The 13,808-nt window shown below is 60.8% G+C and carries 17 protein-coding genes, 1 tRNA gene and 1 pseudogene; 10 read left to right on the forward strand and 9 right to left on the reverse strand.

The genetic code is table 11. From position 1 onward, the window contains the following. Window positions 1-88 precede the first annotated feature (88 nt). On the reverse strand, window positions 89-634 hold the full coding sequence (locus JQ609_RS04090; RefSeq protein ID WP_212207309.1) for a lipopolysaccharide assembly protein LapB: 546 nt from the start codon (window positions 632-634) through the stop codon (window positions 89-91). Between the two features lie 469 nt (window positions 635-1,103). Here JQ609_RS04090 and JQ609_RS04095 point away from each other — a divergent pair, with 469 nt between their 5' ends. Next, window positions 1,104-1,526, forward strand: a complete 423-nt coding sequence (locus tag JQ609_RS04095; protein WP_212272118.1) for a hypothetical protein — start codon at window positions 1,104-1,106, stop codon at window positions 1,524-1,526. Between the two features lie 16 nt (window positions 1,527-1,542). Here JQ609_RS04095 and JQ609_RS04100 read toward each other — a convergent pair whose 3' ends face one another. After that, window positions 1,543-2,073: a MarR family winged helix-turn-helix transcriptional regulator gene (locus tag JQ609_RS04100; RefSeq protein ID WP_212272119.1), complete on the reverse strand. Its 531-nt coding sequence runs from the start codon at window positions 2,071-2,073 to the stop codon at window positions 1,543-1,545. A gap of 145 nt (window positions 2,074-2,218) precedes the next feature. On the opposite strand from JQ609_RS04100, the pseudogene JQ609_RS04105 reads away from it, so the two are divergent. The 3 genes and pseudogenes from JQ609_RS04105 (at window position 2,219) to JQ609_RS04115 (ending at window position 4,744) form a co-directional block, all read left to right on the forward strand. Next, window positions 2,219-3,264 (forward strand): annotated as a pseudogene (locus JQ609_RS04105) (alpha/beta fold hydrolase). A gap of 336 nt (window positions 3,265-3,600) precedes the next feature. Beyond that, window positions 3,601-4,314 carry an outer membrane protein gene (locus JQ609_RS04110; RefSeq protein WP_212207313.1) on the forward strand — a complete coding sequence of 238 codons (714 nt, stop codon included), beginning with the start codon at window positions 3,601-3,603 and terminating at the stop codon, window positions 4,312-4,314. A gap of 190 nt (window positions 4,315-4,504) precedes the next feature. Next, complete coding sequence (locus JQ609_RS04115; RefSeq protein WP_212036121.1) at window positions 4,505-4,744, forward strand: hypothetical protein; 240 nt, start codon at window positions 4,505-4,507, stop codon at window positions 4,742-4,744. Between the two features lie 93 nt (window positions 4,745-4,837). Here JQ609_RS04115 and JQ609_RS04120 read toward each other — a convergent pair whose 3' ends face one another. Next, entirely contained in the window at window positions 4,838-5,101 is a 264-nt protein-coding gene (locus JQ609_RS04120) for a hypothetical protein (RefSeq protein WP_212207314.1), read from the reverse strand. Between the two features lie 208 nt (window positions 5,102-5,309). Between JQ609_RS04120 and JQ609_RS04125 the strand changes: the two genes are divergently transcribed. From JQ609_RS04125 to JQ609_RS04135, 3 genes are all read left to right on the forward strand, one after another. Then, window positions 5,310-5,420 carry a glucose transporter gene (locus JQ609_RS04125; protein ID WP_212207315.1) on the forward strand — a complete coding sequence of 37 codons (111 nt, stop codon included), beginning with the start codon at window positions 5,310-5,312 and terminating at the stop codon, window positions 5,418-5,420. Between the two features lie 99 nt (window positions 5,421-5,519). Beyond that, on the forward strand, window positions 5,520-5,888 hold the full coding sequence (locus JQ609_RS04130) for a hypothetical protein (RefSeq protein WP_212272120.1): 369 nt from the start codon (window positions 5,520-5,522) through the stop codon (window positions 5,886-5,888). After that, window positions 5,885-6,733 (forward strand): alpha/beta fold hydrolase, encoded by an 849-nt coding sequence (locus tag JQ609_RS04135; protein ID WP_212272121.1) that lies wholly within the window; start codon window positions 5,885-5,887, stop codon window positions 6,731-6,733. The genes JQ609_RS04130 and JQ609_RS04135 overlap by 4 nt, the downstream gene beginning before the upstream one ends. A gap of 96 nt (window positions 6,734-6,829) precedes the next feature. Here JQ609_RS04135 and JQ609_RS04140 read toward each other — a convergent pair whose 3' ends face one another. Continuing rightward, window positions 6,830-7,240, reverse strand: a complete 411-nt coding sequence (locus tag JQ609_RS04140; protein ID WP_212272122.1) for a hypothetical protein — start codon at window positions 7,238-7,240, stop codon at window positions 6,830-6,832. Window positions 7,241-7,554: 314 nt separating this feature from the next. Further along, a complete protein-coding gene (locus tag JQ609_RS04145) occupies window positions 7,555-7,818 on the reverse strand; it encodes a hypothetical protein (protein WP_212272123.1) in 264 nt (87 codons plus the stop codon). A gap of 374 nt (window positions 7,819-8,192) precedes the next feature. Here JQ609_RS04145 and JQ609_RS35475 point away from each other — a divergent pair, with 374 nt between their 5' ends. Both JQ609_RS35475 and JQ609_RS04150 read left to right on the forward strand, forming a co-directional pair. Beyond that, complete coding sequence (locus tag JQ609_RS35475) at window positions 8,193-8,327, forward strand: hypothetical protein (protein ID WP_283813825.1); 135 nt, start codon at window positions 8,193-8,195, stop codon at window positions 8,325-8,327. 177 nt (window positions 8,328-8,504) lie between these two features. Then, window positions 8,505-8,777: a hypothetical protein gene (locus JQ609_RS04150; RefSeq protein WP_212207319.1), complete on the forward strand. Its 273-nt coding sequence runs from the start codon at window positions 8,505-8,507 to the stop codon at window positions 8,775-8,777. A gap of 40 nt (window positions 8,778-8,817) precedes the next feature. Here the strand turns inward: JQ609_RS04150 and JQ609_RS04155 are convergent, their stop codons facing one another. The 4 genes from JQ609_RS04155 to JQ609_RS04170 form a co-directional block, all read right to left on the reverse strand. Beyond that, entirely contained in the window at window positions 8,818-8,955 is a 138-nt protein-coding gene (locus JQ609_RS04155; protein WP_212207320.1) for a hypothetical protein, read from the reverse strand. 2,904 nt (window positions 8,956-11,859) lie between these two features. Then, window positions 11,860-11,934 (reverse strand) — tRNA-Thr (locus tag JQ609_RS04160). A gap of 176 nt (window positions 11,935-12,110) precedes the next feature. Next, entirely contained in the window at window positions 12,111-12,440 is a 330-nt protein-coding gene (locus JQ609_RS04165) for a hypothetical protein (protein ID WP_212272124.1), read from the reverse strand. A gap of 142 nt (window positions 12,441-12,582) precedes the next feature. Next, window positions 12,583-12,927 carry a hypothetical protein gene (locus tag JQ609_RS04170; RefSeq protein WP_212272125.1) on the reverse strand — a complete coding sequence of 115 codons (345 nt, stop codon included), beginning with the start codon at window positions 12,925-12,927 and terminating at the stop codon, window positions 12,583-12,585. Between the two features lie 162 nt (window positions 12,928-13,089). On the opposite strand from JQ609_RS04170, the gene JQ609_RS04175 reads away from it, so the two are divergent. After that, window positions 13,090-13,803 (forward strand): dienelactone hydrolase family protein, encoded by a 714-nt coding sequence (locus JQ609_RS04175; protein WP_212272126.1) that lies wholly within the window; start codon window positions 13,090-13,092, stop codon window positions 13,801-13,803. Window positions 13,804-13,808: the final 5 nt, after the last annotated feature.

Genomic DNA, 13,808 nt, shown 5'->3' on the forward strand with positions numbered 1-13,808 from the left:
AAAAGGAAAGGTGCCGGCGGCGGATCGCGTCGGCACCCATCCATTTTCGTATTGCCGCTCCCCGCCACGAAGCGAGGGCGTTGACGGCTCAGTAAGCCAGACCGGTTCCCGGCGGCTTTTCGAGCGCTGCGGCGAGCGAGCGGTATTCCTCACTCGAGGTGCCGGCAAGCGCCGCGATCTTGTTCAAATGGTACTGCGCGGATTCGCGGTTACCCTGTTCGACCTGCCACAAGCCGTAATATTGCCAGGTCTTGACGTGGGTCGGGTCGGCCTTGAGCGCGCGCTCGTACCAGATCTGCGACACCTTGTAGTCGCCGAGCTGGCGATAGGAATAGCCGATCAGATTGGCGACCGCGGCGCTGTCGTCGCGGCCGAGCGCCTTCAACTGTTCGATCGCCGAGGCGTAGTCGTGGCGATCGTAGATCGCGGCATAGGCGGCGCGATAACCGGTTGCAAATGCGGTTTCCTGCGTGCTCGGGCGCACTTCGCTCGATCGCTTCTTCTTTTTGCTGTTATCGGGCGGCGGCGGCGGACTGCTGTCGGGTGCGGCGTAGACCACGCTGACGACGGGGGCCGCCGTCAGCGTCAGCGTGAACATCGCCAGCGTCAGAAGCCTGATAGCAAGTTTGGTCATGCGTCTCTCCAGTTGAACAGATCAAGAAACCCGACTTCGAAAAAATCAGTAGAAAAGGACGGTGCCATCAGGCGATCCTATACCGAAGCTCGCTGATTTGAACACCTGGCGGTTGGGAACATTCCCGACGCATAATGCCATTCCCGTGATTTGGCGTTGCTTTGGGAACATGACGAAGATGTCATGCAGATGAACGACGTCCGCTGTCGCGCTTCACGAGGGGTTCAGCGCGGGGGCGCTAGTGTCGTCCGCAGCCACCATCAAACTGATCCGCGGGCGCGGTTCGATCCCCATTGCCCCCGACGCGCCGGCGGGTATCAGGCCGACCCACGCGCCATTGCTTCCCCAATGGCCGTGGGTTGGCGCCGATGTCAGCGGTCCAATCCGGGCGCGATAAGCGAGTTGCGAATTCCATTTCGGCGCCGCCCGGTCTAAGAGATAGCCTCGGGGGCAGGTGGAAGACTTACGCTTGGGGACATCAGCAAAATTCGCGGCGATCGTGTTGCTGCCGATCGTGCTCGCGGCCTGCGCGGGCAGCGACGAGGTCAGGAGCATCACCTATACCGACGACCGCGGCGTCTCCAATCAGCCGTTTCCCAACAATTACAAGAGCGAGATACTCCTGTTCATGAGGACCTATCTCAACAACCCGGTCGGCGTGCGTAACGCCGTGATGGCGGAGCCGATACAACGTGTCGTCGGGGGACGGCTGCGTTACGTCAGTTGCCTGCGCTTCAGCCCGCGCGATTCCGACGGCAATTACGCCGAACCGCGCGAACGCGCGATACTTTACGTCGATGGCCGGCTCGACCGCATCATTGAAAACGCCAGCGAGCCCTGCGCCGGTGCGGTCTATGCGCCATTCCCCGACCTGGAAAAGATGGCGCGGTAGCGGCCGGCGCTCGGGATTACGCGCCTTGCTTTGCCGCCGCGGCCGAGGGGCTTGCCGGCGCGCCGGTCGGCGTATCCTGCATTGATTTGATCAGGTTGTTGCGCACCGTGACCACCGCCTTCTGCAGCCTGGGGAATTCCTCCGGCGAAAGCCCGGAAGCCTTCACCAGATTCCTTCCTCCGAGTTTTTCGCGCAGCCCGCGCCCGGCCTCGGTCAGGCTGACCAGCACCTGGCGCTCGTCGGCGGCATCGCGCTGCCGGCGCAGATAACCCATCGTCTCGAGCTTCTTCAGGATCGGGGTCAGCGTGTTGGATTCGAGGAACAGCTTTTCGCCCAGACTTGAGACGGTCTGGTTGTCGTTTTCCCACAACGCCACGATCGCAATATATTGCGTGTAGGTGAGGCCAAGTTCATCGAGAAGTGGTTTATAGGCCCGGCCAAAGGCGAGGTTGGCCGAATAGACCGCAAAGCACAGGAAGTCGGCGAGCTTTCGATCCGTAGGCTGTGGATCTGTAGGCAGTGGGTTCGAAGACTTGGTCGGTTTCATCCTGATGCTCCCGGGCACACGCGATCGTGACGGTTGCAGAGCATATATATCGGATACGATTAAATCGGAAGGGTTGACATCAAGAATATTGGGCTATTAGATCGTGTCCGAATTAATCGTATTCGATCAGTATAGGGGAGCCCAAATGTCTGACAACATCAACCTTGGTCGCCGCCGTTTTTTTGGCGCCGCTGCAACGACTCTGGCAGCCGCCCAGCTCGCCCTGGCTGGCCCGGCCGGCGCACAGTCCGTTAACGCCAAACCGGTGACGGCGATCAAGCCTGGGACGCACACGTCGTTTCCTGCCATCAAGCAGATCAACGCCGGGGCCCTCAACGTCGGATACGCCGAAGCAGGACCCGCTGATGGTCCTCCGGTCATCCTGCTGCACGGCTGGCCCTATGACATTCACGCCTTTGTCGACGTCGCGCCGATCCTGGCCTCGGCCGGTTTCCGGGTGATCGTGCCGCATCTGCGCGGCTACGGCACCACGCGGTTTCTCTCCAGCGACACGCCCCGCAACGGTCAGCAGGGCGCGCTGGCGGTCGACGTCATCGATCTGATGGATGCGCTCAGGATCGAGAAGGCGGTTATCGCCGGGTTCGACTGGGGCGCACGGACCGCCGACATCGTCGCGGCGATCTGGCCGCAGCGGGTCAAGGCGCTGGTCGCGGTAAGTGGCTACCTGATCGGCAGCCAGCAGGCCAACAAGGCGCCGCTGCCGCCGAAGGCGGAGCTTTCCTGGTGGTACCAGTATTATTTCACCACCGAGCGCGGCCGGGCCGGCTATGAGAAATACACCCGCGATTTTGCCCGCTGATCTGGCAAACGGCTTCGCCGAAGTGGAATTTCGACGACGCGACGTTCGAGCGCAGCGCAGCCTCCCTCGACAACCCGGATCATGTCGCCATTTCGATCCACAATTATCGCTGGCGGCTCAGCCTGGCCGAGGGCGAGGCGAAATACGACGATCTGGAGAAGCGGCTCGCCGCATTTCCGGTGATCTCGGTGCCGTCAATCACCCTCGAAGGCGATGCCAATGGCGCTCCGCACCCCGATCCTGCCGCCTATGCCAAGAAGTTCTCAGGCAGATACGCGCACCGCCTGATCACCGGCGGCATCGGGCACAATCTGCCCCAGGAGGCGCCGCAGGCGTTTGCCGAGGCGGTGATCGAGGTTGCCGGCTATTGAGCCGGGGAGGGCTTCCGGGATGCCCTGAAAATCGAGCGTCCCGGAAACCCCGAATGGCGGCTCTTTTGCGGAGGGTCCTCCGACCCGAAAAGATGAACGGAATTCAATCACTTTTTGGCGACCCTTGAACCTCGCCTTAGTTATCTCCGACATCAACAAAGCGGGATACCGGCCGGTTAACGCAGGAAAAAACCTAATATGCGAGGGAACCAAAGCGCTCTGTTGCCGCGCCGTCACAGTTGAGCACCGTTCGGTGCTCCGGCATTGCCGCAAAGCAACCTAATTGAGGTCACGTTGTTTGGTTTGATGGCGGAACGTTAGTCACGGGGAATGAAGATGAAGAAGATTTTGCTCGGCGCTGCCGCGCTGGCCGCAATGGCGGCTCCTGCTTTCGCGGCGGACATCCAGCCTCGACCTTATACCAAGGCGCCGGCCTACACCGCGCCGGCGCTGGTCTATAACTGGACCGGTTTCTATATCGGCGGCCATGTCGGCGGGGCCTTTGCGGGTACCGACTCCCTGCAAAGCAGCGACGCGCGCTTCCTCGGCGGTGTGCAGGGCGGCTTCGACTACCAGTTCGCGCCCAACTGGGTGGTGGGTGCCGAAGCCCAATACAGTTGGCTGAACGGCGGCAGCAATAATGGCGTGCTGTTCCCGGGCGGTACGCTGGTGACCAGCAATACCGACCAGCTTGGTTCGGTGACCGGCCGGGTCGGCTACACTTGGGGGCCGGCGTTGCTCTACGCCAAGGGCGGTTATGCCTGGCGGGACGGCAACAATCTCGGTGTCACCGTGGGCGGCGTCCCGGCGGGCTTCACCACCAGCGGCAACCGCAAGGACGGCTACACGGTCGGCGGCGGCCTCGAATACATGTTCGCGCCCAACTGGTCGGCCAAGGCCGAGTACCAGTATTATGATTTCGGCAAAACCACCTTCACGGCTGGCCCCGCCGACGTCACCGGCCAGAGCTTCCGGAACGACGAACACACCGTCAAGGTCGGCGTGAACTACCGGTTTGGCTGGGGTGGCCCCGCGGCCTCCAAATACTGAGGGCTTGCTACCTACCCAGACGGAAAAGGCCGGCGGGAAGCCGGCCTTTTTGTTTTCAGGGGGCGCCGCCGGAGGGCACGAAGCGCTATACGCAGCTGTTGGTACCTCGCGAAAAATAATTTTCGCGGTGCGCGCAACTTTTTGTCATCTTCGGCTATTATGGTCCGGTCGGCTGGTTGGACAATCAAACATGCGTGCTTTTGCGTTAGGGCTGATATTTTCCGCAGCGTCGCTGCCATGCCTTGCCCAGACTGTCCTGAAATCAGAACCGCTCATCCTTGCTCCCTATGAAATCGCCTTCGTGCAGGACGCCAACTGTCCGGTTGGGAAGGTGCTCAAGGTGACCGGCGCGATCAGGGGACTGAACCGTCGCAAGGCCTGCGTCGTGCTCGCCTCGGAACAGGCTTCACTGGCAGCCGCGACGCCTTAAGAAGGCGATCGTTCGATTTTTCCTCCGGCCGTAAGGCCGGCCCGTTCCCGTGCGGCCTTTATCTCCGCCGACGACACCCGCGAAGCGGCTGCGTCAGGCCGCTTTCGAACCCAACTGCAGCACCGAACGGGCGTCGCGCTCGGCCTCGGCCTTGTTTCGCGCCGGATCTTCGTCCGGGTCCGGCTGGCAGGGCTTGATCTCGTAGTCATTGTCCAGCACCGGTCGCGGTGCCTGCCTTTCCTCATCGGAAACCGCATCGACCACGAGCCCCGACTGTCGGGCCAGCCTCCAGACATCGGCCTCGGTCGGATAGGCCTTGCTCAGCTTGGCCTCTTGGCAGAATAGCGCGTAGGGCATGCGTGGGGGCTCCAGCAAAAACGGTCAACGTTGCAGCCCCTTTTGGGTTCTGGCTTGGCTGGTATTCCGCCCGTTCAGGGCTCACGAAGGGCTGAAATGGCCCGTTTCGACGGCATTTTGGCGGAGTCCCTGAGTCGTAAACGAGTCATGAATCCCGCGAAAAAGAATCCCCGAGACTCCTCGGCTAGAATCGCTGGATGTTTCGGCCATGAGAACGATCGTCCAGACTCACTCCTGCGAGCGTGTCCAACTCACGCTCACGGTCGCGCTGCTGGTGGCCTGCGCGGCCAACATCGCGCTGGTCTGGGCGTGGCTTTAGCGGCCGGGGAGCGATTGACCGCGCGACCAATCCACCCATCATGCAACACAACAAGTTCGGGCCGCGAGGCGGCTCGATGACATGACGGGCGGGACGGGAATGATCGAGACGCTGCAAGCGCGGGTCAATGGCGATGCGGGACTGGTCCGGCGCGGCCGCTATCTCACGACCAGCTTTCTTCTGGAGGTCGGCCAGTCAGCCTTTCTGATTTCGATCCATGAGGGCCGAATCGTGTCGGTGACGCCAGGGCCGTTAGTGATGCCGTCTTCGGCTTTCGCGCTTCGCGCCTCCGAGGAGGAATGGAAGAAGTTCTGGAGCGAGCACCCGCCGCCGGGCTCCAACGATTTGCTGGCGCTGATCAAGCGGCGCGTGCTGAGGGCCGAAGGCAATCTGCAGATCTTCATGGCCCATCTGCGTTACTTCAAGGAAGCGCTGGCCAAGCTCCGCGCCACGGGAGCTGGCGCATGAGCGCGAGGTTCGAGCCGATCGTCGGCCGCTACATGCATCTGGAATTGTTCGGCCGGCCACACCGCATCTATGTCGAGCAAGCGGGCGAGGGCACGCCGTTACTGTGCCTGCACACCGCGGGCAGCGATGGCCGGCAATATCGCGCGCTGATGAACGATGCGCGCGTCACTTCAAAACATCGCGTGATCGCCTTCGACATGCCCTGGCACGGCAAATCCTCGCCGCCAGCTGGCTGGCACGATGAGGAATACCAGCTGATCTCGGCGCAATACACGACCATGGTCCTGGAAGTTTCGGCGGCACTCGAGCTCGACAAGCCGATCCTGATCGGCTGCTCGATCGGCGGCCGCATCGCGCTGCATCTGGCGCTCGAACATCCCGAGCGCTTTCGCGCCATCATCGGCCTGCAGGCCGGCGCGCATGTCGATCCCTATTACGATCTGAATTTCCTGCACCGGCCGGATGTGCATGGCGGCGAGGTCTGCGGCGCCATCGTCTCCGGTCTGGTCGGCCCCGATGCGCCGGACCGTGAGCGTTGGGAAACGATCTGGCACTACATGCAGGGCGGACCCGGCGTCTTCAAAGGCGATCTGTATTTCTACAAGCTCGACGGCGACATCCGCGGCCGCGTCGCAGAGATCGACACCAGGCGCTGTCCGCTGTTTCTGCTGTCCGGCGAGTATGATTACTCCTGCACTCCGGAGGAAACGCTGGCCGTGGCCAACAGCATCAGGGGTTGCGAAGTCACCATCATGAAAGGGCTCGGCCACTTCCCGATGAGCGAAAACCCGGAGCTGTTTCTGACGCACCTGCTGCCGGTGCTGGAGAAGATCGGCAGGGCCTAGAGGATTTTCAAGCGAAGCATGCCCTCGGACTTGATCCGTGGGTGGATTCCGATTCGCCTTACGACAACCCGTCAAACAAGAGGATTGGGGCGAGGGCTATTTGCCCAGCGGCGGCGGCGCGGTGTCTTCACGCAGCGCGGCGTGGACCTTGGCCATGGTGGCGCTGCAATAGGCCTCGCGCTCGCGGTTGAAGCGCTCCTGATGCGCGCGGAAATTGGCGACACGGGCGCGGATTTCGGACTGGAAATCGACCTTGGGCTCGGGACGTGCGTTCTGGACCGGCTTCGGCGGCGCGACGGAGATGGTTTCGGCCAGCATCGCCTCGATGTCAGGCATCGACACCGCGGGCGCGGCTTTGGGCACGTCAAAGGGTGCGGGCGCTTCCGGGCTTACGAAAGAGGCCGGATTCGCAAGGAATTGCGCCGCGTCCGGCTTCTTCCCGGTCACCGATTGCACGAATGCCATCGTCTGCGCGATCAGGAGGTCGCGTTCCTTCATCCATTTCATCGCACACCTCAACCCAAGTCATTCCAGCAAAAGGCTTTTGTGGAATCAAGAGCAAGTGTTGAACTTGGCTAATGAAGGCATTCGATTTGCCGGCGAGGTGACAAAAGGGCGACACCCTGTGGGGGACATCCTGCGTAGTACCTCCGCCAGCGGTGCCATGCCAGCGGGTGCCATCGGAGGCACCGCAGGGCCAGACCCAAAATCGCGAAACAACCCCGTGCAAAGTAGAACGGGCCGTGGCTCGCAGCGCGGGTGTGCCTTGCGTAGGCATTAGAAAATAGGGTCGGCCCTCACGGCTCGACCCTCGTCCTTGCTTAGCGCTCGCGCGGATTGGTGTTGGGCACGAAAGGCGCGCCGATCACCCGGACCGGCGTCTGGTCGACGAGACGGGCCGGTTGCCGTGCCGCCGGCGAAGCCGCGGCGGCCGACGACGATGTTGCGGCGGCGGCATAGACCTGCCTGTTTTTGCTCACGTCGGAGGCAGGTTCCCAAAAGCCCGCGGCGCCTGCGATGACTGCACTCACCAGCGTCACGCCGGTGAGCAAAACCAGATTGCAGTTCTCTTCCCGAATTCTCATGCAGCAAAAACGTGATCGAACGGGGTTGGTTCCGGGAGGCCGCGGGAACCCAAAATGCCGCAGGTATCGGATGGAACAAAGATTAAATGTGCACTTCGTAACACATCACTCGGAACGATTCCTGCGTTGCAGCGTAACGTCTGTGGGACAGCAAGCGGGAGATAGCAGCAGTGGTGGGCAGGCAGTATCTGACGCGTCAGGCAACTACGCTTCTCAAATTCGCACGGACAGTCACGGACCCGAATGTGGCAGCGGGCCTGGTCGAGAAGGCCGCCGACCTCAAATCCCAGGTCGATGACCCGAACCGGTCGGACAAGAGTCCGAGAGCGCCTGACGTCGAGCGGACCAGCAGTCGATAGCTCAGCGACGCCGCCATGCAGGAAGGCCGCACCCTTGCCCTCGGAACAGTGCTCGGCGTCGCGATCGGTGCTGCCATCGACAATATCGTTATGGGCATCGGCCTCGGCCTCGCGCTGGGTATTGCGATGTCCCACGCCGTGAAGCCCTGACGGCGCGGCGCTCAATCTGCGCTTGCAAGCGGACGCGCGATCACCCAACGCATTCCGGAACTCCGCTGAATCACCGGAACAGAACTCCGTTTCCGAAACCTTCAAAAATTATCTGGCGCAAGTTCCCGCAACAGGCTCGCTGGGCAGGCGTTAACCCGGCAACGGAAAGGAGCGCACATGCGAAAGATAGGATTAACTCTCGCAGCCGTTGCCGCGCTTGCGACAACCGCTGTCGTCAACTCGCCGGCCGAGGCCCGTGGCGGGCGTAACGCGGCGATCGGCTTCGGCGTGGCCGCTGGCGTGCTAGGCGCCGCCGCGGCGGCCAATGCCTACCACGGCGGCTACCACTATGGACCGAGGTACGGCTATTACGGCGGTGGGCCGTACGCCTATTACGATGGCCCGCGATACTATCGCCGCCACTATCATCGCCACTACCATCATTGGTAACGAAGAGGCCCGGAGCAATCCGGGCTTTTTCTTTGCGCCGTCAGATAAACAGCTTGGCGACGGCCAGCACGATCAAAGCGGCAATGCAGAGGTACATCAGTCCGAATAGGCGCCGGTCCTGTTTGGCGTGCCGTTCGGAAATCTTACCAGTCATGAAATCAGTAAATGGATCTTGCACGGTGGCCCTCTGAACTAAGGCCGTACAGGTTCTGATTTGCGATTCCCGGTCAAGAGTCGCTTGAGATTTTTTGATCTTGTGGTCTGTATCAAGCGGCTCACTGAGAACGGTACGAAAAGTTTTCACTGTGAATAGCGAGGATAACGGGAATCTTGCCGTAGCTGTGAATAGCGAGGATTGAGGGTAGAAACTACTTGGGTGCCTGACAACTCGAAGCGCGCACTTCAGAACCGTATTCATCAAGCCATTGTTCGGGAGGTGCCATGTTGAAGTATAATGGTGTCTCGCCAGCGGCCTATGTCTGCCATGCGGTTTGATTCTTTATCGGTTGGGCCGCGCTCGCGCTTTCACCGTCAATCGGGTGAAAGTCGATCACTCCAAAAGGGCCGAGCTGGAATCCATTTTCAAGATTGCCAGACGGCTCGCCTGCGATTTCGGTGGATCTGCTCGGCGTCGGCGTCATCATAGCCGCGCTCGGGCTCGCGTGGCTGATACGGCGCTGGATGCTGATGTAAACGGTGCAAGCGTTGTCGTCGCATTTGCGACTTTGAACGCGGACTGGTGCCGGTTGAGCGAGTTGAGCCCCCAACCTTCGGTTTACAAAACCGGCCCGCATTCAATCATATCAATACCTTACGGCGACGGTGACCTATTGTCGGAAAATGTCATTTTTTGTGAACAGTTTCACAACGCCGCTATCCAGAGCCGGCGCGTTAGGTTAAGTGACGCAGGACAACCCCGGAGTGATCATGACAACAGTGCAGGCCATTGCATTTGGGGCCATGCTAGCTTGGACTCCAGCGCTTATCATCATGGCGTTCTTGTTGTGGGATGTTCCCGACCTCGACGAGAAAGAATAGCGTTGTTGCGTCGCCGGTGTCATCAGCGCTTCGCCTTGCCGTCGACCTGACGCTAGACCGACAAACCATTTCCATTTTTTCGATCGAAGCCCTGGGCCACTCTGAACTCAATGCGCCGATACGCCATGAGTTAGCGTGGCTGCAAGTCGTGCAAAGCTGAATCAGGATCAGGATCTGGGTTACTAGCGGCTTGCCTGTTCCGGCTAAACACAAGACCAAGGCAGCCGATCGCGATTAAAATAGCTCCCGCGATCATTAGCCAATGCGGCAAGCCAATCGACGACAGCAGGTCCATTTATTCCCCTTCGCCTTCAACCGGACAGTACAGCATCATTCGGGTTCTGCATTGGCGGATGTCTCCCCGTCGAGCCAGTCTTGCTCCTCGGCCAACGCGAGCCAGCCAGACGCAGGCAGTTCTCAGCGTTCTGCCGGTAGATTTCAGATTGCCTTATCATTGCCGCGCCTCCTTGGCCCCCATTTCTCTCTCGCTTTTGGTCAGATCCAGCGGCAGTCGTAAGGAGCTCATCGGAAGAGTTTAGTCCTTATGTTCGGTCCAGCTGCGTTCGCCGCACTGACATTCAAACATTCGTACCGTCAAGCCACGGGTTGGGTCCATCATCTTGTGAACCACTTTGGGCTGCGCGCCACACCTGCACCCGTGATGCTCGCGATTCTCCGGTCCTGATAGTTTATCGCCGCTTGAGTCGTCCATTACTCAACTCACCCCGCCAAAGGTGAGTCAGTAAGTTGCTAAACTGCGCTTTGGTTCCCACTCGTTCGCGGAAAACGTGCGCATCACCCGAATGGGTTATCATTCAAGTAAAACCACTAACGGCGAGGCCGCAACCGTTAAGCAAACAAATGCGCGCCGGCCAGTGTGTACTTCACGAAGGTCCCGGACTCGTGCAGCCACAGCCAGCCGCGCGCTGGCGCCGATACTCGACGAAGTCGGCTTCCGTGCATTGTGGCTGACAATCTTTCCACGCCGTTTCGAATCCGCCCAGCACCTGGTCGAAAAGTTGACGTAGCCGCTGCGGGAGAGACCGCGATGTCATGCCGGGTAGAAGCCGACGTCCCATCTCCATTGTTTGCCAGCAGTCGGTGCGTTCGGGGTCGGGCGACGACGGATTGCGGTTCGCAGGTGCGATCGGCACAACGAATGAGGCCACCAACCGAGGTACTCCAAACTAGTTCGGAACGATCGACCGAGTTGCGGTAATTTAGCTAACCGTAGGCCGCCTTTTTCCGCGTTGCCCACGGTTGGAATGGGCGGCCCCAACTCAGCCCCCAGCCCCGAGGTTGGGGCCGCTTCTCAGCGGCATCGCGAATGGAAGAGGCCGCCTACTGAGGCGGCCTACATGGCGAACAATAGGATGCCGATGCCACCACGCCGCGCGCTTTGCTACTTTTGAAACGGGGCGAGTGTTATGAGTTCAAGCGAAAAAGCGGCTGCCGAGGCGTCAGTGGCCCCCAGCGGCCAAAGGCGAGAGCAAGTGATCGTTGGGGTGGCTTTCTTTGTTCCTGTTATCCTTGCAACGGCAGGTTGGTTCTACCTACTTAGCAAGCTCGTTGCGACGACCTACGATTGGCTGTTTGCATAATTGCAGCGGAGCGCGCCGCGCGCAGCCATTGGTCGATTGCGTCGGCAGCGGCATCGGCAAGTAACCAAGCCTTGAAGGGGCGATGGCGGGCGATGCTCGATGAGGTCCCGGTGCATCGGGGCAGGTAATCTTTCCATGTCGCTTCGGTGTCGGTCCCGAGCCTGATCGAAGCTTGACGCGTACCAGGTGCGAGATTGGTTTGCATTCACGATCCGGTATTTCTGCGCCGGCTTTTGCTGGCCAATGAAAAAGGCCGCAGGCGTTGCGCGCTGCGGCCCGTCCGGGAAAATTGATTGTCAGTGCAATGACAATACTCCCAACCCCGGTAGCGTCGAATCTGCCGCAAGACTTTCGAGCGTGGGAGTCTTAATTGGTGTTCCGAGAAGCGAAACATCATGGATGTTGCCGGACGGTGACAGTTCCTCGCACCACTCAAGAGACGCTGGTGCCGGTTGAGAGGATTGAACTCCCGACCTTCGGTTTACAAAACCGCTGCTCTACCGCTGAGCTAAACCGGCGAATTGAAGCGATGGCGGGCCAGCCAGGATAACGCGCGAGGTTCCACCAATCTTCGGCGGTCGAATACCAGACTTGCCCGCAAAGGGCCAGCACCTCGAAAGCCCGTTTCCGTTACGCCTGCACATGAAAAAGGCGGCCTTTCGGCCGCCTTTTTCCGCATCTCGATCCGCTTGTCCTATTGGCAGATGTGCCGGCGGCCGTCTTCGCCGCGGAACAGGGTGCCGGGGATGCAGACGAAGCCGTTGCGGCGGGCGTATTCTTCGCCGCCGATCGGTTCGACTGCCATCGCGGACGCGGTGCCTGCGGCGGCGTTGCCCGCCCGGAACCCGCTGCGGTCGTCCCAGCGGTTGTAGCTGTTCTGCCAGTTGCCGTTCTGCCGATAGGCCTGATCCGGAGAGGCCTGACGCTGATAGCTGCCGGTGTTCGTGACCTGCTGCGCCATGGCCGGGCCCGCCAACGCGGATGCGATGATCGCAGCCGTGCCGAGGATTTTGATTGTTGTCATACGGTTCTCCTTTTCATGACGCGGGTTTTCTGGTGACGCCAGTTTTCGTCACGCCAAGCCAGGTCCGGGGTGCAAGGTCGTTCCGTATTTTCCCTGGCCGCAATTCTATTCGGCGTTATTGGCCCGGACCGCTCACGCCTCGTCAGCAGGGGCGCCAGCGTCCGTCGGGGCCCATATAGGTCGCGTCGGGTTGAATGCCGCAGGCGGGACGCAGGCTCTGCGGGCGCTGGACGGCATAGGCATAGGAATCGTCATAGGCCGGCCCGCCGTAATAGGCGTAGGAATCCCGGTTGCGGAACGGGGCGGTCGCAATCGCGCCTGCTGCGCCAACCGCGCCGCCGACGACGCCGGCTGCGACTTCGCCGGGCCAGAAGCCGGACGATCGATGGCGATAGTTGTAATCATTCGTCCACTGCTGCGCCATCGCAGGTGTCGCAATCGTCGCTGCCAGCAATGCCGTTGCGCCCAGAAGTTTCAGTTTTGTCATTGGTTGCTCTCCGCAAATGTTGTGCGGGGCCAACCGATCGCAGCGCTTGATGTTCCGATTTTGGGTTGTGCTGCGTTCAAACCGGTGTGATGTTCCTGTTCCCCGCATTTTGAAGCGCCCCCAAAGAACCAAGAGAACTGCAAGAGACTTGAAGAGAATTTCATGCCGACGCGTGACCTCGATTACCGCTGCGACGACGTCAATTTGCGGGGCTATCTCGCCTGGAACGACAATGCCGCAGGTCCGCGGCCGGGCGTGCTGGTGTTTCACGAGGGGCTGGGGCTCGGCGAGTTTGCGATGGAACGCGTGCGGCGGCTTGCAGACCTCGGCTATATCGCGCTCGCGGCCGACATGTTCGGTGACCGGCGGCAGGCGAGCAATCTGCAGCAAGTCGCGACCCTGGTTGGCGGCCTGCGTGCCGAGCCGGAAAAACTCCGCGGCCGCGCCGCGCTTGCGGCGCTGGCGAATCTGCCTGATGTCGATACCAGCCGGCTCGCGGCAATCGGCTTCTGCTTTGGCGGCTCGGTGGTGCTGGAGCTCGCGCGCGAGGGCGCCGATCTCAAGGTGGTGGTCAGTTTCCACGGCGTGCTGGCGACGAAAATGCCCGCGCAGCCCGGCCGCGTGAAGGCCAGCGTGCTGGTGCTCACCGGCGCGGAGGATCCACTGGCGCCGCCTGATCAGGTCACAGCGTTCGAGAACGAGATGCGAGAAGGCCACGTCCGCGATTGGCAGGTCATCAGTTATGGCAACACGCTGCACGGTTTCACCAACCCCGCCGCCGACGGTTCGATGATGCGCACCGCGCTCTACAATGAGCAGGCCGATCGCCGCTCATGGGCAGCGATGCGGGGACTGTTCGATGAAGTGTTGACCTGACAAGA

Source organism: Bradyrhizobium sp. AUGA SZCCT0169 (assembly GCF_018130085.1).
Taxonomy (GTDB): Bacteria; Pseudomonadota; Alphaproteobacteria; order Rhizobiales; family Xanthobacteraceae; genus Bradyrhizobium.